The organism is Okeania sp. SIO1H4 (assembly GCF_010672695.1).
Taxonomy (GTDB): Bacteria; Cyanobacteriota; Cyanobacteriia; order Cyanobacteriales; family Microcoleaceae; genus Okeania; species Okeania hirsuta.
In genome coordinates, this window is record NZ_JAAHGB010000012.1 from 160,253 (window position 1) to 183,178 (window position 22,926).

Annotated in this window: 12 protein-coding genes and 1 pseudogene; 9 read left to right on the top strand and 4 right to left on the bottom strand. The window is 38.9% G+C overall.

What is annotated here, in order from left to right:
* Window positions 1-410 precede the first annotated feature (410 nt).
* Window positions 411-2,138, top strand: a complete 1,728-nt coding sequence (locus F6K06_RS11660; RefSeq protein ID WP_287241080.1) for a diflavin flavoprotein — start codon at window positions 411-413, stop codon at window positions 2,136-2,138.
* An 18-nt stretch (window positions 2,139-2,156) separates the two neighbouring features.
* Here F6K06_RS11660 and F6K06_RS11665 read toward each other — a convergent pair whose 3' ends face one another.
* From F6K06_RS11665 to F6K06_RS11675, 3 genes are all read right to left on the bottom strand, one after another.
* A complete protein-coding gene (locus tag F6K06_RS11665; RefSeq protein WP_124155225.1) occupies window positions 2,157-2,633 on the bottom strand; it encodes a zinc ribbon domain-containing protein in 477 nt (158 codons plus the stop codon).
* Window positions 2,634-2,850: 217 nt separating this feature from the next.
* The gene (locus tag F6K06_RS11670; RefSeq protein ID WP_287323242.1) at window positions 2,851-3,021 is read right to left on the bottom strand and encodes a hypothetical protein; all 171 of its coding nucleotides are present in this window, start codon (window positions 3,019-3,021) and stop codon (window positions 2,851-2,853) included.
* Entirely contained in the window at window positions 3,009-3,245 is a 237-nt protein-coding gene (locus tag F6K06_RS11675; RefSeq protein ID WP_287241084.1) for a zinc ribbon domain-containing protein, read from the bottom strand. Before F6K06_RS11675 ends, F6K06_RS11670 begins: the two co-directional genes overlap by 13 nt.
* Before the next feature lie 451 nt (window positions 3,246-3,696).
* Between F6K06_RS11675 and F6K06_RS11680 the strand changes: the two genes are divergently transcribed.
* Together F6K06_RS11680 and F6K06_RS11685 are read left to right on the top strand one after the other, a co-directional pair.
* Window positions 3,697-4,557 carry a Tc toxin subunit A gene (locus F6K06_RS11680; protein ID WP_124154591.1) on the top strand — a complete coding sequence of 287 codons (861 nt, stop codon included), beginning with the start codon at window positions 3,697-3,699 and terminating at the stop codon, window positions 4,555-4,557.
* 19 nt (window positions 4,558-4,576) lie between these two features.
* On the top strand, window positions 4,577-11,398 hold the full coding sequence (locus tag F6K06_RS11685; protein WP_287241086.1) for a neuraminidase-like domain-containing protein: 6,822 nt from the start codon (window positions 4,577-4,579) through the stop codon (window positions 11,396-11,398).
* 798 nt (window positions 11,399-12,196) lie between these two features.
* Here F6K06_RS11685 and F6K06_RS11690 read toward each other — a convergent pair.
* The gene (locus F6K06_RS11690; protein WP_287241088.1) at window positions 12,197-12,328 is read right to left on the bottom strand and encodes a hypothetical protein; all 132 of its coding nucleotides are present in this window, start codon (window positions 12,326-12,328) and stop codon (window positions 12,197-12,199) included.
* A gap of 29 nt (window positions 12,329-12,357) precedes the next feature.
* On the opposite strand from F6K06_RS11690, the gene F6K06_RS11695 reads away from it, so the two are divergent.
* The 6 genes and pseudogenes from F6K06_RS11695 (at window position 12,358) to F6K06_RS11720 (ending at window position 22,909) form a co-directional block, all read left to right on the top strand.
* Complete coding sequence (locus F6K06_RS11695; protein WP_287241090.1) at window positions 12,358-14,079, top strand: diflavin flavoprotein; 1,722 nt, start codon at window positions 12,358-12,360, stop codon at window positions 14,077-14,079.
* Between the two features lie 1,895 nt (window positions 14,080-15,974).
* Window positions 15,975-16,391, top strand: a complete 417-nt coding sequence (locus tag F6K06_RS11700) for a hypothetical protein (protein ID WP_124144148.1) — start codon at window positions 15,975-15,977, stop codon at window positions 16,389-16,391.
* 962 nt (window positions 16,392-17,353) lie between these two features.
* Window positions 17,354-18,409 carry a glucokinase gene (locus F6K06_RS11705; protein ID WP_287241092.1) on the top strand — a complete coding sequence of 352 codons (1,056 nt, stop codon included), beginning with the start codon at window positions 17,354-17,356 and terminating at the stop codon, window positions 18,407-18,409.
* A gap of 1,474 nt (window positions 18,410-19,883) precedes the next feature.
* Window positions 19,884-22,412 (top strand): annotated as a pseudogene (locus tag F6K06_RS11710) (HEAT repeat domain-containing protein).
* Between the two features lie 48 nt (window positions 22,413-22,460).
* Window positions 22,461-22,646 (top strand): hypothetical protein, encoded by a 186-nt coding sequence (locus tag F6K06_RS11715; RefSeq protein WP_205127307.1) that lies wholly within the window; start codon window positions 22,461-22,463, stop codon window positions 22,644-22,646.
* A gap of 20 nt (window positions 22,647-22,666) precedes the next feature.
* Window positions 22,667-22,909 (top strand): UPF0175 family protein, encoded by a 243-nt coding sequence (locus tag F6K06_RS11720; protein WP_124144151.1) that lies wholly within the window; start codon window positions 22,667-22,669, stop codon window positions 22,907-22,909.
* Window positions 22,910-22,926 lie beyond the last annotated feature (17 nt).

The following is a 22,926-nucleotide window of genomic DNA, read 5'->3' on the forward strand; positions in this document are numbered from 1 at the left end:
GTTAAATTGTGTAAAGATATTAAAAAGTTCTCAGCTTTCAGCAATAAGCTATCAGCCTAAGTTGACTTATAGCAGAAGGCAGAAGGCAGAAGGCAGAAGGCAGAAGGCAGAAGAAAAAATCTGACATTGTCTGAGTTTTCCACTTTTGATATGTCCTCTCCTTCCCTTCGACTGCGATAAATCCAAAAAAATTGAAAAGGAGATTTTAACTTCTCCTCAACTATCGAACTTACTACTAGGGATAAAAATCCTAAAATAGCTCCGAGCTATAAAACTTTTGGATATTTTTTTGGATATTTTAAGGTACAAACCTCAAAGCTGTTGACGGAAAATTCCGTAGAAAAAGCCGAAAACTGCTAGTTGAAAGCTTGTTAAAAATAAAATCAAAAAAAATTAGAGAGAAGTCTCTTATGGTAGCAGTAACAGACCGAGTAAAAAATAGACTAACAACGGAGACAAGTAAAATTGCTCCTGATACCATGGCCATTCGCTCCCTTGATTGGGACCGCGATCGCTTTGATATAGAATTTGGTCTACAGAATGGTACCACATATAACTCCTTTATTATTCGAGGAGAAAAAAATGCTCTGGTTGATACATCCCATGCAAAATTTCGTCAGTTATATTTAGACATCCTCTGGGGTCTAATTAAACCTACAGAAATTGATTACCTAATTATTAGTCATACCGAACCAGATCATAGTGGTTTAGCCAAAGACATTATCGAACTAGCTCCCCAAGTTACAGTTGTTGGGGCAAAAGTAGCAATCCAATTTTTAGAAAATTTAGTTCACATACCATTTAACAAACAAATTGTCAAAAATGGCGACCAATTAGATTTAGGCAACGGTCACGTTTTAGAATTCGTTTCTGCTCCAAATCTCCATTGGCCAGATACTATTTTTACCTACGACAGCAAAACCCAAACTCTATTCACCTGTGATGCTTTTGGGATGCACTATTGCTCAGACAAAACTTACGATGAAAATCTGAGTGACATAGAAGCAGACTATAAATTCTATTACGAATGTCTGATGGCCCCCAATGCTCGCTCAGTATTGAGTGCGATGAAACGCATGGCAAAACTGGGAGATATCAATACCATTGCCACAGGTCATGGTCCCCTACTACGTTATAACTTAGTAGAATTAACCAACCGTTATGAGGAGTGGAGCAAAGCACAAAGCAAAGCAGAGACAACAGTAGCAGTATTCTACACCTCTGATTATGGTTATAGCGATCGCCTCTCCCAAGCAATTGCCCACGGGATAACCAAAACAGGCGTTGCAGTAGAAATGATGGACCTCAAATCTGCCGACCCCCAAGAAGTACGGGAATTGGTAGAAATGGCAAAAGGAATCGTCATTGGGTCGCCACCAAGCACAGGTCCGGCAGCTAGTAGTATGGAAACAGCCATTAGCACTATTTTGGCAGCAGCTAACAAAAAACAGGCTTTCGGTTTATTTGAATCTGGTGGTGGCGACGATCTATCTGTGTATCCCCTTGCCAACCAATTAAAAGAATTGGGTCTCAAGCAAGCATTTCCCAATATTCTGATCAAAGAAACTCCTTCAGAATTAACCTACAAATTATGTGAAGAGGCAGGTACAGACGCAGGTCAACTTTTGAGCTTGAAGCAAAATATTAAGCAGATGAAATCTCTTGATAGCGATCTAGATAAAGCTTTAGGTCGTTTGAGTGGAGGTCTGTATATTATCACTGCGACTAAAGGCGAGGTTAGTAGTGCCATGTTAGCTTCTTGGGTAGTGCAAGCTAGTTTTAAACCACTAGGAGTTTCCATCGCAGTAGCAAAAGACCGGGCAATTGAGGCGCTGATGCAAGTAGGCGATCGCTTTGTCTTAAATGTATTGCGGGAAGATAACTATCAAACGCTCATGCGACATTTTCTGAAGCGCTTCCCACCTGGTGCAGACCGTTTTGCCGGAGTAAATACTCAAACTGCTAAGAATGGTAGTCCAATTTTAGGTGATGCACTAGCTTATTTGGAATGTGAAGTAGTAAGTCGGATGGAGGCAAGCGACCACTGGATTATTTATGCTGCTGTTGATACTGGACGAGTTAGTGACTCAGATGTTTTGCCTGCGATACATCATAGAAAAGTAGGTAATCATTATTGACATACTCCCGACGCTCTCCTACGGGAGAGCAAGGGATTCTTCAGCCAAAGAAGCTTTGACCGCAGTTTTAACAGAGGTGATGTCCTCCCCCTGTGTTGATAGCAATCCAATTTTTTGGATCAGGAGTGCTGAGTTATAATCTCTGTCTAACTCCTGTCCACACTTAGGACATGAATGCCTTTCATGTCGCGGAGCGAAACGCTCAGACAAGCTTTTGGGCACTTGATTCAAACATTCCCAACAATGCTGAGATGTACCTTTTGGGTCTACTTTGATAATTTTCTTACCTAGCTTCCAGGCAACATACTCTAATACTTCAAGAAATTGATAAGTTGCTGCATCTTGCAAAGACTTATTTAATCCTGATTTAGCTGATTGACCATTAGGTAAAAACTGACGATTTTTTCCTAGTTTAGCTTGACAGCGCCGGACTAAATTTACTATCTGTAGGTCTTCCAGGAATATCACACTTACGTCTACCACTGGTTTTACCATTCTTGTCAGGTTTGGTAAAATTATCCATTGTTGTCTGCACACGCTGGATAATATCTTGCAATACCTGAGAGTGTATAGATTTATATTCAGGGAAGAGTTTTTTTGTTTTCCCTAGGTCTGCTAACTGTACTGTTTCCCAGACTACATAACCATTTATTATGTTGGAATGCTTATCCGTTCTTAGAAACCTATGATAATCCATATAAATCTATGATTATCATTTTCTTTGTGGGTTTAATACCCCACCGTCTACACGGTGTTCAAAATTACTTGGGGGAGCGAATCCCCATGTAATTTTCCTCCTGTCTCCTGTCTCCTGTCTCCTGTCTCCTTCTTCAACTGTTCTATTCCTGTTTCTATCTGGCAACGTCGGCGTTATCCAGTCCACAGGCATTCACGGTCGTTCGCGTTAGCGTTGCGGAGCAAACTGACCGCCATAGCTAAATTTAACGCTGCATTCAAGTCTCGATCACAACTGAAACCACAGTTTTCACATTCAAAAACACGCTCTGATAACAATAGAGACTCTTTAACAGTTCCACACCTGCTGCAGGTTTTAGAACTAGGAAACCATCTATCAATGATGATTAACTCTGAACCATATAATATCATGTCCGGTAGCATCGGTCTTGTATAGCAAAGGTAAGGAAGAAGGAAGAAGGAAGAAGAAAGAGGGAAGAGGGAAGAAGGCTACCCTCGCAAGAAAAAACCATCATTTCCTGTAGATATTCACCCTTGGGTTTACACAAACGATATAAACGGACATGATATAATGCGTGAACACCCCCGTTGACGGTGGGGTATTAAACCCACAAAGAAAATGATAACTACAGGAAAACCGCAAATTTTAGCCCTGCTTTCCCATCCATCTGCTGATGCTTGAAACCTCTCGGTTGAGGGTTAAAACGTCTCGGTTTGTTGAATAACTACTAATAACTACAAATACTGAAACAAAGTTTTAAACAACTTAATCTCAAAAAGTCACCAGAAACTATATGTTGTTAATAACAGACAAGCTATAAAGTTCCAACCCACCTATTTAATTACGGACAAAAGACTAAATATGAATTACTCAATACTTAACCAAGAAGCTGTTCAACAACTGATGACTTCTTTTGGCTTTAACTCCCTAGATCAAGTAGACCAACTAGAAACAATTACTGACTATTACAATTATCTGGAGAAGACAGACCAAAAAAATTTGATGTCTAATGGTTCTCAGAATTTCCGTCATGCCAAACATATTTCTGCTGTTCTCAAAAATCAGGCTAGGGATACTCTGTTTGTTAATGAACCTGTTGCTAATACTCTGCGGGATTTTCGTTTACCTTTTGATGAACGAAATAACTCTATGGATATGTCTGTTAGTTCGCTGCAAAAACTACTGCCAGAGGAACTCGAGAGGACAGCACTAGAAGCTTTAAGTCAAGATGCTCCTACTCGCTACGTTAAACCTAGTTCAATTCAGTCTACTCAATCACCTGCGGCATATCTTAAGTATATTTATGATAAGGCTAAAGCGATCGAGAATGTTAATCCGGATTTTGATTTAATTGCTCGTCGTCCCGATCTAGAGGACTTGGTATTAAATGAAGATAATTTACATCAGGAAGTGACGACTCTGGAGTTAGCGAATGAGTTGTTAATTGCTCAATATTTGGATAAAAGTGGGAAAACAGAAGAAGAATTATACGAAAATCTCAAGTATACGTTTCACCCCTTAGAATTACCTTTCGATAAGAGTCACAGCGAGGTTCGTTATATTCTAGCAGCAATGCAAGACGGGATGAGTCTTAATGAAATAGCTCGTCGCATCAAAGAAAATGACTTTGCTCTCAATGATACAAATTTTACCTTAATACCTAACCTGGTAGATCGATTAAATCTGTATCAAAGGAAAATGGACTTACTGGGTATTTACTAAGAATGTTACCACTGGTGAAATGAAAATTTATGTCAATGGAACTCTTTGGCATAGTGAAGGAGACAAAAATCAACCAATCAATCTAGCAAATAAAGTAGTGTTGGGAAATTTTATTTCAAACAATGGTACTTTATCTAATAATTGGTACGAGGGTCTAGTAGCTCATCTTCAGATTTACAGCAAAGAATTATCACCAACAGAAATTAATAAAAAGTATCTTTTTCTGTCTCAAGTAGAAAGGTTCCGAGAAGCAACCAAACTGTCAATAGAAGAGTTCAATCAATTTTACCCTAACTACAGAGTCAAGGATGACGCAGATAACAGCTATGAAACAAATAAAGTCTATGGTACCTATATCAGTAACGGTCATAACTTAACTCTCAAGACAGTCGATGCAAAGTTAGTGATGGGCCATGATGACGGAACATATCTTAATCACGACTTCTTCTATCGCTTCAACCGCATCATTCGCCTCCAGAAAAGGACGAATATACCATACTATCAATTAGACTGGTTACTCAATACAATAGAAGATCAAGATGGACTGATCGATGATGACAGACTCAATGTTATTGCCCATTATCTAGACTGGAACCACAAATATCAATTTAGTGTAGATGAGTTTGTCGGTATACTCACAGAAATTAATAGTTATCGTCGCATGGGAGAACAAGAAACTTCTCTCCTGCGACAAATATTTGGCAATGCAGCACCAAAATTAGTAAAAGTTCTCAAGGATGGCAGTACAAAATTTGCTGATTTAGAATCTTCCCTCAAAGAATATTTGATTATCGGTTTGCGTATCACCTTTGCAGAATACAATGCTATTGTCAAAGTAATAACCAATAATGATGAAAATGCAAAATTTGACAAAGCAGCATTAGCACGAATGTACCGTTTAGTCAAGGTGTTTACATTATTTGGGTGGGGTATTGCTAAAGGAATTGAATTAGTAGAAAAATTAGGACTAATTGAGGTATTTGCTCATCCTGGACAAAAAGTCAGTGATGTATTATCAGCATTAGATAAACTGGTGTGGTTATCTGAGTGGATAAACGCAGAAGACAATAACCTGACAATAGATAATATTCTGACAATTTTAACACCACCGGATGATGCAGGAACTTTGCAAGCAACTGTAGAAGTAGAAGAATTTTTGGATTTACTTGAACAGGATATTGAGGAGCATCGAGTTGTAGAACAGAGTTTCACTAATTATGAAAGTTGGCAAATTATAGTAGAAAAAGCACCAGAAGAAGATCACGAAGGAATCGGTATCATGGGTATTCCGGCTGACATTTGGTATCAACTGTTGCAAGAGAACGAGCCAAAAATTATTGATAAGTATGGATTAGTTCTGAATGTTGAAAAAGCAAACATTGCAGAGGGAGTAACAAAAATTATCAAGGATAAAATAGAAGCAGCAGCAGAAAAAGGGTATCAACTAACGCTAACGGAATCAGCAGAAGGGCAAAAACAAGAACTAATTGTAGAAATTGCCAATTTCCAAAGACGACAACAAGAATCTCTTGCCAAAATTATTACTGAAAAACTCAGCGGACTTAGCTCGGAAATTATTCCTGATCTACTGCGATGGATGGGAATAGATTATTATGAAACACTCAAGCAACTTTTAGGATTGCAAGACAAAGAAGTACCAGAAAAACTGAGTCAAGACACTTTGAAATTACTGTACAACATTAATCGTCATGGAATAGTCATATCTCAGTTGGAGTTAGACACATATACAGTATCTATTGCTGCTGAAAAACCAGAATGGTTAGTGGAATGGTTAGTGGAAGAGATGAGTCATAAACTATCTCTGGAGCAAGTGTATTATCTGTATAAGTTCAAAACCCTATTGAATGCTAAAGTCAGTTCTCAACATTGGTTCGTATACTTAGCAGCAGTCAATGAGGGTGAACTTGAGGAAGAAGAACAAAATAAGCTATTAGCTGCGTTTTTAGATTGGTCTGTAGAAGATATTCCTAACTTAACCAATAAAATTACTTACAGTTTGGTGAAAACTGTACAACAAATAGAGTATCTACGTCGTCAGATAGAACTTTGTCAAGATTTGCATATTCAGGGAGAACAACTCCAATGGTTCCACCATTATGATATTATTCCTGATTTTTGGCAGCAAGTAGTTCCAGTAGTCAAATTAGGATTAAATCGTCAAAATGACGAAGTACGGAAAAAAACAGCTAAAGATGCTATCAATTTAGAACTCAGGGATGCTTTAGTTGCCAACTTTATGAATGAAGTCGTTGGTGAGAGTGAGTCACCAGCGCTGAAAGAGAAAATCAAGAGTTGGGAAGATATTTATCAATATTTGCTCCTGGATGTCAATGTTTCCTATGAAGTACCCACAACTCGTTTATTAGAATGTACAGGTGCAGTGCAGTTGTATATTAACCGGATGATCCAGGGAGTCGAGGATGCAAATTGGGAAAAGGGTCAGTTAGAGAATCTCAAAAAAGATTGGGATATATCACAACAATATCGGTTATGGGAAGCAAACAAGAAGTTGGGATTATATCCTTCTAATTATATAGAACCGACGTTACGTTTGCATAAAACAGAGATTTTCAAAACCTTTGAGGATAGTTTAGGTCAAGGGTCTCTGAATGAAGAGATGGTGCAGCAAGCAATTATGCAATATCTGCAGCAACTACAGCAGTTATCAGAGTTGCGGGTAGAAGGTTTTACTTATGAAGATTTAAGAGACTCTATTGAATTTTGTTTTACAGCAAAGGCAACTTGGGAAACAAATAGTTATTACTATCGGTTGTTGAGGGTTGATAAAGCGAAGTTGGAAGCAGGAAGTAAGTATGCTTTTGAGTGGGGTGATTGGATAAAAGCGGAGCTAGTATTTAGTCAGCAACATATTTATGGTGTAGCTCCCTGTTATGGTTGGAATCGATTGTATATGTATTGGTTTGAGTTATTTGAAACTCGTTCAGAAGATGGTGAGACAACAGAGTATTACTTGCAACCTAAATATTGTCGTCAAAATACTGATGGCAGTTTTGGGCAACCGAGGAATAGTGTTTGTTTTCAACAGAATATTGCAGACAATTCAAGTTTGCAACTTTATCTTCCACTTGATAAAATCGTTGATGGTAAAGTAATTGATTTATCAAAAAATAACCGTAATTGTAAGGTTCATGGTGGAGTAAATGTTGTTACTGATACCATGTTTGGCAGTTGTATAAGGTTTAATGGTGAAGAAGATCAGTATATAGAAATACCTAAAGAAGCTATACCAGATACTAATGAAATTACAGTTAGTTTTTGGGCTTACGGTGATAGTTCCGCATACCAAACTTCTATCCTATATGCAGTCAATGATCAGAAGAAAAGAATTCTCAACATTCATTTACCTTATCACACTCAATCTAATAATAAAAAATATATATTCTTTGATTGTGGTTATCCTGATAATTTGGATAGAATAAATAAAGTTGATTCTTCCGATCATTACCATAACAAATGGACTTACTGGGCATTTACTAAAAATGTTGCCACTGGTAGTATGAAAATCTATGTCAATGGAACTCTTTGGCATAGTGGTGTAAACAACAATAAACCAATCAATTCAGTGGAGAGAGTAGTATTAGGAAGATCTCCTTATGAAGATTACCTCTACAAAGGTAAAGTAGCTAACCTTCAGATTTACAACCGAGAATTATCGCCATCAGAAATATCAAAAATCGCTTCCCAAGGAATTAAGATTAATTATTTAGGAGAGAACATTGTAGAAAATCTACAAGTTAAAATCTATCAACCTTATTTTGACCAATCAAAACAACAGATATTAATGTATTTCTCTACTGGTGGTGTTGATAAGAATCTGTCCTTTTCCTCTGTTACTTCAAAAGAAGAAACAGTGGTGAACATCATCAGTAAAGTGCCTTCTAAAGACAATGAAATCCCAGAGGGTTATTATGAAATTGATAGGTCGCATCCCCCACAAGTAAGAATACAGCCAGAAAGTGCTACAAACTCTATAATTGATATGAAGTTGGCACCTCAAGTTTTATCTGAGGGTGGAATCCAGTTAAACTGGGAACTTGATTGCCGAGAATCTGATTACAATCTGATAAGAAACCGCTATGGTAAAGGCAGGAAGAGTGTTGACAGAGATGACAACAGTAATAACTCCCAGGAAAGTATCTGGGTAGAGTTGGCTGCAAGTGGCAACGAATTTGAGCAGAAAAATATTGAGCTAACTGGACAAGAAAACTCAGAAGGAAATAATCTTTTGGGGATCGGCAATAAAAAAGATTTTGTTCGGTTTAACCCACCAAATGAAAACCAAACAGAATTTGATATTACGTTTAAACTTTGCACCGACTGGAAAGATCGGTCTGCTCCTGACCAGAATAGAGATTCTAATCAAGGTAGAAAGGATACACTATTTACTTTTCGTGTCCATTATGACGATGGTACAAGCCAACAATCAGTCTTCGTCAGACAGCACACACAAGATAAACCTCATTTAGCTGACCAACGCTTTTTACTGTTTTCTTATAATGGCTCCTTTTATACAACAAATCTCTACTCTACAATCATTCAAAAAATAGTCGAACTAGCTAACCCATATTATGACATTCATCAACTCTTTAGTTTAGATAACCAAACAGGAAACGAATCTGGGGTTCCTCCCTACCTTCAAAAACTAGACAAGACAGAAACTTATCATAATGTCACCGAACCCAAACCTGATATATATGTAAATTTCTGGGGACCTTATGGCATATATGCTTGGGAAATATTCCACTACATTCCTTTAATGGTAGCTTACAAATACACTCAATCCCAGAATTTTGATTTAGCTAAGAAGTGGTTAAAGCACGTCTACGACCCTACCCTCAAAGATAATCCTTGGAGAAATAAACCTTTAAAAACGCTACCAGACGCAAATAGTCAGAGTGCCTTGGGGATCAATGACCCAGACGCGATCGCTCGTGAAAATCCCCTCTATTATCGTCTGTCTACCATTCGTCAATACATACAAAACCTGATAGAACAGGGAGATTACTATTATCGTCAGATTACCACAGAAACCCTGCGTCAAGCCAAAATGTATTATGTGGAAGCGAAAAATATATTCATAGAAGGGGAACAGTCTTTAGCAAACGTTCAACTAGGGGAAGACTGGAACGATCCGACTTTAGGAGATGTAGCAGATGTGGAGTTAGGGGGCGATTTTATAGAACCTTATGACGAAGAGATAATGAAAGTCTATCAGACAATAGAGCAACGGTTGTATAATCTACGTCATTGGTTGGCAATAGATGGAACACCGTTGAATATACCTCTAATTGCTCCTCCTATCGATCCCAGGGTATTGCAACAAGCTGCTCTTGCTGGAGTTTCACTAACACAACCTCAACAACAAGCAACAAGAACTCTGAATTATGATTTTGATGACATACTCGGTCGCGCTCGTGGTTATGTGCAAGATTTAATTAGTTGGTCAACTAATTTGTTGCAGTATTGGGAGAATTATGAAAACATCCAGTATCAAAACTTGGAAAGCAGTTTAATTTCCTTTGATTCAGCAATATTCATGCAGGAGAAAACAATTGAAGCTCTAGAAAAAAATATTGAGATTCAACGAAAGACGAAAAAACAAACTGAACATGAACGTAATTTTTATGAAGTTGAAAAAATATGGACAACTACTGTTGACGGTGCCCTGCAAGTCGCTTACGGACTGCTAATGGCAGAGAAGTACTTCTCAATACCAACGAAAGTATTGAAAGGAGCTTTAAAGTTAGTACCTCGTATATTTGGGTTTTCAATGGGTGGTTATGATGTTTCAGGACCAGCAGAAGCAGTTGATGATACACTGGAAACTAATATTGAGATTGCAGAAGTAATGATTGAATGGCTTCAAGGAACAGCGGAAATAGGGAAAAATTTCAGAGAACTTGAATTTAATGAGCATCAAACTACGATGGCAATAGAGATAATTGATCAGGAAATTGAGGTATCAAACATAGAATTAGAGATAGAAAGACAAGTCCTTGAAGATATTAAAGGGGACAAAAAGGACAGTGAAACATTGGCAGCATTTAATCAAAAACGTTTCACTAACGAAATGTTTTTCAAGTGGTACGTTGATAATTTGAAGCAACTTTATCGCACTCTGTTTGACCAGACAGTTAGTTTCTGTTTATTAGCAGAAAGGGTGTATCAAGAGGAAACAGGAGAAAAAACCATATTTATTCGACCTCAATGGGATGACGTTTATCATGGTTTATTATCAGGTCAGAAGTTGTTGCTCAATCTCCAACAAATGGAGTACAGTTATTTGCAAAAGACTCTCCATACCGACCAAGAAAATATAGGACGGACTTTCTCCCTAGAAGAAAAAGATGACAATATACTGGCAAGTCTCAAGACTCATGGAAAAGCTGTAATTCATATTCAGGAGTCTTGGTTTGATGAAGATTTTCCAGAGGAGTTCGGACGACGTATCCAGAGTGTTAAGGTGAAATTATTGGGGTTAGGAGATGGCGATCCTATTGCAGCAGAATTAACTCAAATTTCTAACCGATATTCTGCTAAAGAACGAACTTTGCAAAGGGTTTGTGCTTATGGGAAAATTAAGCTGTTAGGTGTGGAGACAGATACAGCAACAATGAAACCCAAGCAAAAAGGACGATTATTACCATTTGAAGGTTCTGGTGTAGAATCAACTTGGTTGTTATCTGTTCCCGCAGCGGTGAAGGCGATCCAGGAGAAACAAATCACATATAAGCATAAGTCTACCCTGGAGAACATTAAAGATATTGAGATAACTATTCGTTATACGGCGAAATATTAATTTTCGGCGTTGCTGATTCTGGGTATGATGCAAGCCCCCCTAACCCCCCAATGCGTGGGGGGAATAACAGCAGTTTTCATTTGGGTAGACCACAGTAGGGACGTTCCATGGAACGTCCCTACAGGTTTATTGTTTTTTTTAGGTACTCCTGCATAGTAATGGTATACAAGGAACAAGGGATACTTGGTACGGGAGCAAGATGCTCCCACTGCCATTACAATGCACCACCACCTTTTTTTAATGTGGTTATTGACCTGAAAACCTTTGTATGGTAATATTATGTCCCGATAATTAGTGATCAAAAACCTTGCTCCTTCTTAATACCTGAAAACCCTTTTCAGATTGATAAACCACATCGTCATCACCAAAAACCTATAGAATCCCTAAGGGTATCTTCATAAATATGCGCGTTTTTTGAGCTAGGAGACAGGAGACAGGAGACAGGAGACAGGAGGTAACCCACCCCTCGCCCCTCCCCCTCCCAGGAGGGGAAGAGGGAAGATGTGGGGAGAAATAATACAAAAAACACTCCTTCAGATGATTTTTCCTCAAAATTGATCCGCAAAAAGACTCTTATATCATGTCCGGTTGAACAGTTATAAATAAACGACGAAGGAGTCAGGAGACAGCTATACTGGAGACAGGAGGGTAGAAAGAAGAAGAAGAAGGAGAAAGAAGGAGAAAGTTTTTTTTATCACTAATTATCCGGACATGATATTACACCATAATTATTATAGCTATCAAATGGGTTCTATAAGGGCAAATGGCATTTGCTTCGCATAACTATCGTTAACGCTCCTACTTTGGTTCATTGACCTGAAAACCGCTGTAAAAAACTTCTTCTTCCCTCCTGACTCCTGACTCCTGACTCCTGACTCCTGACTTAAAGAAAGCGATCGCCCGAACATGATAAAATTTAGCATTATACATTATTTTTGTATAGACAATATAACTAAACTATGCTACAAACCACCAAAAAAAAAGACGTTCAAATTGTCATTATTGCTGAAGAAACAAAAGTTCTTCGGTCTCGTACTTGGGATAGACTAAAGTTTGAAGTCGAATATTCTCTACAAAAAGGCACTACTGCTAACTCCTATCTCATTCAAGCCGAAAAAACTGCCGTTATCGACCCTCCCGGCGAATCATTTACTAAAAACTACTTAGACTCATTGCAACTACGCTTAAATTGGCATCGCCTTGACTATATAATTCTAGGACACTTTAATGCTAATCGTGCTGCTACCCTCAAAGCTTTATTATCCCTCGCACCTCAAATAACTTTTGTCTGCTCAAACCCCGCAGCTTTAACTCTCAAAGACTATTTTAAAGAACAAGAGTTGAAAATTCAAATAGTTAAAGGTGAAGATACTCTAGACTTGGGCAATGGTCATCAATTACAATTTATTACCACTCCTACCCCTAAATGGCCCGATGGTTTGATGACTTACGACCCAAAAACTCAAATTTTGTTTACTGATAAATTTTTCGGCGCTCATGTTTGTGGAGACCAAGTTGCTGATGAAGGATGGAGTATCTACAGCGAAGACCGACGTTTTTATTACGACTGTCTTCACGCCGCTCAGGCAAAACAAGTGCTTTCTACCCTAGATAAAATTTCTGACTTGAATGTAAAATTCTATGCTTCCGGTCATGGACCAATGGTACGTTATGGGATGACTGAGTTAACAAATTTGTATCGGAAGTGGAGTCAGGAACAAAATTCGCGAGATTTGAATGTTGCCTTGCTTTATGCTTCAGCTTATGGTAATACTGCTACTATTGCTCAAGCGATCGCTAAGGGTTTAACTAAAGCAGGAGTAGCTGTAGAATCAATTAACTGTGAAGCTGCCACGTCTGATGAAATCAAGGAAGCAATTGAAAAATGTGATGGATTTATTATTGGTTCTCCCACACTTGGCGGTCACGCACCAACTCAAATTCAAACAGCTTTGGGTATTGTACTGAATACAGCTTCTAAGAGTAAACTAACTGGGGTATTTGGTTCCTTTGGTTGGAGTGGTGAGGCCATTGATATTTTGGAAAGTAAGTTAAAGGATGCGGGTTATAAGTTTGGTTTTGAAACTATTCGGGTGAAGTTTAAGCCAGACGATCTGACGCTTCAAACTTGTAAAGAGGCAGCTATTGATTTTGCTCAGACTTTGATTAAGTCTCGGAAACTTCGCGCTCCTAAACCTTCGGCAAGTGCTTCGGGAAGCGATCGCACAGCTCAAGCAGTGGGACGTGTTGTGGGGTCTTTGTGTGTGATGTCTGCTAGACGTGGAGATGTCACCAGTGCGATGTTAGCTTCTTGGGTTTCTCAGGCGACTTTTAATCCTCCTGGGGTGACTATTGCTGTGGCAAAAGACCGAGCGCTGGAATCTTTGACTCATACAGGCGATCGCTTTGTGTTGAATATATTGGCAGAGGGTAAACAATTGAGGAAGCATTTTCAGAAGTCTTTTGCACCGGGAGAAGATCGTTTTGTGGGAGTGGAAACCAAGGAAGCTGAGAATGGTTGTCCGGTTTTGACAGGTGCTTTAGCTTATTTGGAATGTAAGGTGGCAAACCGGATGGAATGTGGCGACCATTGGTTGGTTTATGCAGTAGTGGAGAATGGTCAGGTACTGAATGAGGGAGTAACAGCAGTTCATTTCCGCAAATCAGGTAGTCATTATTAAAACAGTTGTTGGGAAATAAGAATTGAAAAGGCTCAAAAGCTTACTTTATAGAGCTTTCATGGTTTTAAGGCTGAAAAAACACGATAAACTTTTACTAATAAGGGTTTTAGCAATTTTTTTAGCTTATATCATGTCCGGATAATTAGACATCTCTGAAAAAGATATAGACTTTTTGCACATAGCAGGCAACAGGCAACAGCTCCGGAAAGCAACAGGGAATAGATTTTTAGGAAAAATGTACCAAAAAAGATTTAGGGAACTGACTTTTACAACTCTAGCTTTTGTTCAATAAAGGGTAAGTTTATTTTCTGGAGATGTCTATTAGTTATAAAAAAACTTTCTCTTCTTCTTTCTTGTTTCCTGTTTTTTTCCTCGTGAATCCTGACTCCTGAGTCCTCAGTCGTTTATTTATAACTGTTCAACCGGACATGATATTACAGCGCTTTTCAAATTGATGAACCATATCTTCACAAGCAAAACCTTTTAGGGAAGTTCCATGGAACGTCCCTACTGTGGTCTACCCAAATGAAAACTGCTGTAATTCCCAACAACTCTAGCAATATGATTTTAGTTGTGAGATATTGGAGACTTTTGTTTTAGGTATGGAGGGAATAGGGAATAGGTATGGAGGGGAGAAACGAATACATATAGCGCTGTGCGCAGGGAACAGGCAACAGGGAACAGGGAACAGGGGGAATAAATTGCCGATAATATAAGACTTATAGCTCTTTTGCCCCTACTACAATTTGTAAATATACCAGCGCTCATTGCTATAAGAATAAGATAACTGCTATATTCTATTCTTTAAAGAAACACCTCAATTCTCACATCTGATTCCTGATTGCTATCTATTAGAAAAAATGCTCGAAGAAGGGGTAAACAAAATTATCAATGTAAGAATTGTGGTCGGCAAGAAGATTGAACATTATCAGGAGATGTTATTTTTACCAATCAAACTACTTATTTATTATTTGCTCATAGCAAAAACTTTCTGATATAATCAGGACTTATATCATGTCCGGCTAATTAGTGATAAAAAACTTTCTCCTTCAACTCCAGTTCTTCTTCTTCCTTCTTCTTCCTTCTTCTTTCTTCCCTCCTGACTCCTGACTCCTGACTCCTGACTCCTCCGTCGTTATTTATTTATAACTGTTCAACCGGACATGATATTACGCATGAGGTACAAAAAACTAGGATTTGAGATTGCTTTGCGTCCCGGAATGCTCCGCAAACCCTGTCGGTCGCTTCGGACAAAAATACGTTGTACTGAGAAGTCCTAATAATCTGAGTCAAATCCTGTAATTATTTGATTTAGCGATCGCTCTGTTAATTAAAAACCTTTGAATTTTTATTAATAAATAAGGAGTATATATGAACGGAGACTATACATAGGGTTTGCGCTCAAAAGTCTTTTAGTAGGGGTAGGAAAAACCCACCCCTCGCCCCTCCCCCTCCCAGGAAGGGAATACAGGAGAAAACCCACCCCTCGCCCCTCCCCCTCCCAGGAGGGGAAGACAGAAGAAATAGGAATGAGCGAGGAGGTAGGAGTAAGAATTGTCAATTTGGGATTTTTCTACCATAGTCAGCCCAAAATACTAGCTTTTTGCAGCTCTTGGCATCGAAAAGCTGGCACTTTTTTGAACCCCAAAAAGGCTAATACCTTATATTTATCAATACTTTGAGAATTAATCACCAAGCCCTACATAATATAAGGTGACAATTTCTAATTTGTCTACCGATATCTAAAAAATAAGTCTATTGAATGCTGGTTTCTGTGTGCCAAATTTAATTCTGGTGCTTTTATAGCGTGATCAATACGGAAACAAAATTTTGAGTTGGAAGAATTAATTAGGAAAGAAAATACACCACTCAAACAAATAAAGAAAGAGAAAAATATGAATATCAAAGCTATTGCTCTGGCATCTGTTATTGGTTTATCTACTCCTGCGGTCGCAGATATTACCTTAAATTCTCATAGTGCTTCTGCAATGCCTACCGACTTTGTCCGTCCAACTGGAGCTTTCATGGATAATAGCGAAAATTGGGTTGTTTGGCTGAAATTAGATGAGTTCGGAAACTATACCTATGAAGCTCAATCTCGAAAAACTGGCGCTTCTCTAACTTTGAAAAATGCCTCAATTACAGGGAATAACCAACGCTATACTTATACCTTTAGAAATGGAAGTCACAAATATATTATTGCTCACCGACCTAAAGACCCGTCAATCATCCGCCTGACTGTTGTCAACCCACAAGGATATGTAATATTAAACCGCCTGATGGAAAAGGTTGGTAATGATTGGGATGTCTAAAAACAAAGGAGTGATATTTTTGGCGTTGCTGATTGGCTTTGTTGCACAAAAGATGGTGTTTAGGGTAAGCTCCAGAGCTACAAAGTAGAAATCTAGTAAACTTCCAACTAAGGGAGTTTTTTGCGATTCCGGAACGGATCGCGGAGCGAATCGCTACTTTCATGCAACAAAGCCTAAAATTAGCAAAAAAGTGGTTTTGCTTGTACCGATCGGTTGACAACTGAAGTATTGCCCAAGTATAGCAATAATACATGGGAATTGGTATGATTTGCATTTATCCTGACTCCTGAAGACTGACTGCTACCCCTAGCAAAAGACTTTCCATAAGCAAACCCTAATTATTTAACCCAATATAGCGTTTCCCAAGCTAATAAGGTACAGTTGTTTTTCTTCTTGATCGATTCCTACAGAACCAGAATTACTACTCCCTACTCCCTAAAACCAAGGAATTTTGTACCTCACAAGTATGGGAATTGCTATATGATATTACATCAGCAACTAATATAGCGCTGTGCGCAGGCAACTGGTAATAGGCAACAGCTCCGGAAGGGGGAATAAAAAGCTGATAAGATAAGACTTTTAGCTATTAGACATCTGGTAAAAATCCAAAATCAAATCAATTCTCACACTAGATATATCAATTATTTCCCCTCCTGGGAGGGGGAGGGGCGAGGGGTGGGTTCCCTACTGCCTACAACAAAGCTGCCTACTCCCTCTTTTGGAGGAGATGTCTATTGGACAGTTCCTGTAATTTGTAAATATGCCAGCGCACATTGCTATATCATGTCCGGATAATTAGTGATCAAAAAACTTTCTCCTTCTCTTCTCCTTTCTTCCCTCCTGACTCCTGAGGACTGACTCCTCCGTCGTTTATTTATAACTGTTCAACCGGACATGATATAACTATAACTCAACAAGATATGATAATAAAAACTAAACAGTTGTTCAGGAGAATATAGTTTATGACATTGCTATTAGCTGGAGACATTGGCGGTACTAAAACAATACTACAACTGGTGGAAGCTAAACGAGAAGAATCCAAGGGGACTGTGGAATTTAAGAGCCTTTATGAGAATCGTTACTCTAGTCACGATTTTCCAGATTTAGTACCTATAGTACAAAAATTTTTGGCAGAAGCAAATGAGAAATTGGGACAGCAATTCCAACCAGAAAAAGCTTGTTTTGCGATCGCAGGTCCGGTCATCAATAATACTGTTAAATTAACTAACCTACCTTGGATGCTGGATGCTAAATTGTTAGAAAATGAGTTAGGGGTATCCCAAGTTAGCCTGATCAACGATTTTGAAGCAGTAGGTTATGGAATTTTGGGTTTAACTGACAATGATTTGGAGACTTTACAAGTTGGCGAACCTCAAGGTGATACTCCAATAGCTGTAATTGGTGCAGGTACGGGATTAGGAGAATGTTTTTTAATTCGAGGAGGAGGAGCAGTCAGGGTTTACGCCACAGAGGGGGGTCATACAGATTTTGCACCACGCTCTGAGTTAGAATTTGATCTATTAAAATATTTGTTAGCAAAGCATAATATAGACCGAGTGTCCGTAGAAAGGGTGGTTTCAGGCATGGGAATTGTGGCAATTTATCAATTTTTACGCGATCGCAAATCTGCTGCTGAATCTCCTGAAATAGCGGAAGTACTAAGAAAGTGGGAAACAGAAATTGGCTCAAGTGAAATTACAGTAGATCCTGGTGCAGTTATTGGGAAAGCTGCATTGGAAAAGAGCGATCGCTTGTGCGAGAAAACTTTAGAGCTTTTTGTGGAAGCTTATGGAGCGGAAGCAGGTAATTTAGCATTGAAACTTTTACCTTATAGTGGTCTATATATAGCAGGAGGTATCGCTGCTAAAATTCTGCCACTGATGAAGTCAGGTACTTTTATGGAAGCTTTTAACCATAAGGGGCGAATGAGAGTATTGTTAGAAAAAGTACCCGTTCATATTGTGTTAAACCCTAAAGTGGGATTAATTGGTGCGGCGATTCGTGCTTCTAATTTATAGGCAATGATACTAAGTAGGGGAGTGGGGGAGTGGGGGAGTAGGGGAGATTAAATATTGAAGTAATTGGGAGTTCGGTAGTTTTGGTACAAAAAATTACGATTAGACCATTTGAGGTGCTGTGAGAATTATTAAAACCCTGATTAATATTATGTCCGGATAATTAGTGATGCAAAAACTTTTTCTCGTAAGCGCCTTTTCTTCCCTCCTGTCTCCTGCCTTTCTTTCCGTACCGTTACTACCGATCACCTTAGCGAAACTGATGCAACTGTTGACTTTTGACTTAAAATACTACTGAATCTCCTAAATTCTAACTTTTAATTTAAAATTTCTCACTTTTAACTTTTGACTTATGATTAATTGGAGACCCTATCTAGAATCAATTTGTCGGGAATATGCCAAATGGTGGGAAGTTTATACTCTGACGGATGTGAGAGGAAAAAAGTCTCTTCAGCAACCTCAAAATATTTCCCCACTGTTGGATTTAGGTTTGATGGTACAAACTGTTGCGGAAGAAAAACAGAGGGAACGTCCAAAAGAGAAAATTGAACGGTTGACGGTTTTGGACGGTTTGCGCAAATATGCTCCAAATCATGTTTTGTTGGTGGGGCGGCCGGGGTCGGGAAAATCAACTGCTTTGGCCAGATTATTGTTGGAGGAGGCAACAAAGTTGATATCCCCCCTTAGTCCCAAAGAAGAATCCCCCCTTAGTCCCCCCTTTCCAAGAGGGGAAATAAGAGAAGGAGAAATAAGAAGAGATACTCCCCCCTTACAAAGGGGGGTTGGGGGGGATAAAACTTTTCCAAGGGGAGCAGAGGGGGATAAAACCTTTCCAAGGGGAGCAGGGGGGGATAAACCCAAAATTCCCATCCTCATCGAACTCCGCTACAGTCAATCTTCCATACTTGACAGAATCCAAAAATTTATCCACAAACACCACCCCACCATAAATATAGATACAGCAACTCTAGAAACTTTGCTCCGTCAAGGTGAGTTTTTGCTCCTATTCGATGGTTTTAACGAGATGGCATCGGAAGCGACACGACAAGAGGTGAGAATATTTCGGCAAGACTATCCCCAAACTGCCATGGTGTTTACGACGCGAGATTTGAGTCTGGGCGGAAATTTGCGGATTGAGAAAAAGTTGGAAATGCTGCCTCTGACGGAATCTCAAATGCGGAAGTTTGTCAGTGCTTATTTGCCTTTTGATGGTGAAAAATTATGGCAGCAGTTGCAGGGGAGGTTGCGGGAGTTGGGGGAAACTCCCATGTTTTTGTGGATGTTATGTGATGAGTTTCTCAAGGACAATAATCAAGTTTCTTCTAACATAGGATTACTGTTTCGTAGTTTTACTAAAGACTATAGGGATGATATTAAACAAGATGCACTGACTTATAAAGATTCCCGAATTTGGTGGGATAGGTTATTGCAGGAGTTGGCGTGGGTGATGACGAATGGGGAGTCGAAAACTGAGATTATGGTTGCTATTTCTCGGCAAAAAGCTGAGGCGGTATTGACGGAGTTTTTGCGAGGGGAGGTGGTTGCTCCGACTGACTGTGCGATGCGTTGGTTGGAGGATTTATTGGAGCATCATTTGATTCAGGTGGGAGATGATGGTCAGATTTCATTTCGCCATCAGTTGTTGCAGGAGTATTATGTGGCGGAAAGGTTGTTGTCGCTGTTGTCTGGTTTGAGTGACTATGAGTTGCAGTGGGATTATTTGAATTATTTGAAGTGGACGGAAGTAGTGGGGTTGATGTTGGGGTTGATGGAGGATGAGGTGTTAGCGGTGCGGGTGGTAAGGTTGGCGTTGGAGGTAGATTGGTTTTTGGGTGCGAGGTTGGTGGGAGGGGTGCAAGAGAAGTTTCAGGAGCGGGTGTTTGGGGAGGTTGAGCGGTTGGAGTTGCCTGTGTTGGTGAAGGTTAAGTTGGCAGGGTTAACAAAGTCTGATGCTGCTGTTCCGGGGTTGGTTAAATTATTGGAAGACTCAGACAAATATGTGCGTCGAGGTGCAGAAAAAGCTCTGGGTGAAATCCGCTCGAAAACTGCTGTTCCGGGATTAATTAAACTACTAGAAGACTCAGACTATCTTGTGCGTTATAGTGCAGAAAAAGCTCTGGGTGAAATTGGTTCCGAAACAGCAATTCCAGAGCTAATTAAACTCTTAGAAAACTCAGATTCTGGTGTGCATAGTGCAGCAGAAGCTCTGGGTGAAATTGGTTCCGAAACAGCAATTCCAGAGCTAATTAAACTCTTAGAAAACTCAGATTCTGGTGTGCGTCATAGTGCAGCAGAAGCTCTGGGTAAAATTGGCTCGGAAACAGCAATTCCGGAGCTAATTAAACTATTAGAAAACTCAGACTCTGGTGTGCGTGAAACTGTAGCAAATACTCTGGGTAAAATTGGCTCGGAAACTGTGATTTTTAAGTTGACTAAACTCTTAGAACATTCAAATACAGACTTGCGTAAAACTGCAGCATATCTTATAGAAAAAATTGGCTTGAAAAGTGTGAATTATAAGTCAATTAAACATTCAGAATACATAGAATACGACTATGATTATAAGATGAGTTGCATATCTTCTCAAGATGAAATTGATCCTAAAAGTGCTATTCGTGGCTTAATTATATTCTTAAAATACGAATACGAATACTCCAGTTCAATTTTCCCTTCTAGCATAGCAGATGCTTTAACTGAAATTATTGAATCAGAAATTGCAATTCATGGGTCAATTAAACCTCTAGAAGATATGGAATATCCAGAAGACATAGAATACATAGATATAATATGGGGTGTCATAAATAATTTGAGTAAAATTGGCTCAGAATTGGCAATTGAAGTTTTAATTAAAATCTTAATCTTAAACAAATATGATACAGATTTATTGTTTACAGTAGCGGATGCTTCAAAGAAAATAGTTTCAGAAGCAGCTATTACAAGTTTAAATAAAGTAATGATTCCTATGTTCATTGAACTTTTAGAAGATGAAGATACCGATCCAGATATTTACTATAGGGCAGTGGATATTCTTTTGGACATCGACTCACCTTCTGTAATTCCTGGGTTGATTCAACTCCTAAAAAGCTCAGATAATCATGTGCGTTGGGATGCAGCATATGCTCTAGATTGTCTCGGAACTGAAAATACAATTATTGAGTTGAATAAAAAACTACAGAGTGATAGCTTTTATAAAGCAAGTCTAGATAAAATTATTGAAATTATTCAAACCATCCAACAACGCCTTCAATACTACACAAAAATACCCATGTTTAATCCACTTTCTCACTACGCCCTACTAATAGGAGTCGGCAAATGCAAATACTCCAACTGGTCACTTCCTGTCACGGTTAAAGACGTTCAAGCCATCAAATCATTCCTCACAAAACCAGACTTATGTGGTTACATTGACAATGAAAATTATCTCCGGGTACTCTGCAATGAACAAGCAACAAAACAAAACATTTTAGAGAATTTAAAATGGCTCCAACAACAAGCAAAAAACGACCCAGATGCCACAATATTAGTCTATTATTCGGGTCATGGTTGGCTAGATAAATCAACTCAAAACTATTATTTAATCCCCCACGACACCAGTCCTGTAAAACGACAAAAAACAGCATTGCCAGCAACATAATTTAATAACGCCATCCAGCAAATATCCGCCCAAAAACTATTAGTAATTATAGATAGTTGTCACGCCCAAGGAATGGCAACTGCCAAAGAAACAGAGGAACTAGAATTACCGGAAAACTTCAGTCAAACCGCCCTCCCAGAAAACTTAATAGATGAATTAAAAACAGGAACAGGGCGAGCAGTTTTTACCTCATCCACAGGAGAAGAAAAATCTTATTATCAAGAAGAAATGAGCATCTACACACAACATTTTTTGGAAGCATTAAATGGTGCAAACAATAAACCAGGAGATAAATTTGTCACGGTTTCTAATTTAATGAATTATGTGGGAAAAACTGTTCCTGAAAGTGCTCGACAATTAGGTAAAAAGTAAACCCCTATTTTTGACTTCTCCCAAATAGATGATTTTCCGGTAGCGTTATTGTGTGGGGGTAAAGGTTTACCGGATGGTGGGTGGGAAGAGATTCAGTCAGAAGTTCAGGAGAATATTCGAGCGGGGCGAGATATTAATACTGCTGGACGCGATATTAATATGGGCGATAAAATTGACTTTTCTGGCACTATTGGAGAGATAAATATTGGTGATATTGGCTCAAAACGAAGCTAGTAAAATCATGTCCGGATAAAATGAGTTTATTAATATCAGATCAAATTGTACAAGCAAGTGGCTTGTCAGAAGATGAAGTATTAGTAGAAATTGTGATTATGCTTTTTCAACAAGAAAAAATCAGCTTAGGTAAAACCAGTGAATTATTGGGAATACACCGAATGCAATTTCAGAAATTAATTAGCGATCGTGGAATTTGTGTCCATTACGACGTAGCCGAATTTCAGGAAGACCTCAAAACCTTACAAACAGAAGGCTGGTGATGAATTTTGCCCCCCTA

Bases quoted from the DNA above. Each gene is read 5' to 3' on its own strand.
- F6K06_RS11720 (WP_124144151.1), top strand. From the start codon at position 22,667: ATGAGTTTATTAATATCAGATCAAATTGTACAAGCAAGTGGCTTGTCA.
- F6K06_RS11665 (WP_124155225.1), bottom strand. From the start codon at position 2,633: ATGGTAAAACCAGTGGTAGACGTAAGTGTGATATTCCTGGAAGACCTA.
- F6K06_RS11660 (WP_287241080.1), top strand. From the start codon at position 411: ATGGTAGCAGTAACAGACCGAGTAAAAAATAGACTAACAACGGAGACA.
- F6K06_RS11685 (WP_287241086.1), top strand. From the start codon at position 4,577: ATGAAAATTTATGTCAATGGAACTCTTTGGCATAGTGAAGGAGACAAA.
- F6K06_RS11675 (WP_287241084.1), bottom strand. From the start codon at position 3,245: ATGATATTATATGGTTCAGAGTTAATCATCATTGATAGATGGTTTCCT.
- F6K06_RS11680 (WP_124154591.1), top strand. From the start codon at position 3,697: ATGAATTACTCAATACTTAACCAAGAAGCTGTTCAACAACTGATGACT.
- F6K06_RS11690 (WP_287241088.1), bottom strand. From the start codon at position 12,328: ATGTATAATGCTAAATTTTATCATGTTCGGGCGATCGCTTTCTTTAAG.
- F6K06_RS11705 (WP_287241092.1), top strand. From the start codon at position 17,354: ATGACATTGCTATTAGCTGGAGACATTGGCGGTACTAAAACAATACTA.
- F6K06_RS11695 (WP_287241090.1), top strand. From the start codon at position 12,358: ATGCTACAAACCACCAAAAAAAAAGACGTTCAAATTGTCATTATTGCT.
- F6K06_RS11700 (WP_124144148.1), top strand. From the start codon at position 15,975: ATGAATATCAAAGCTATTGCTCTGGCATCTGTTATTGGTTTATCTACT.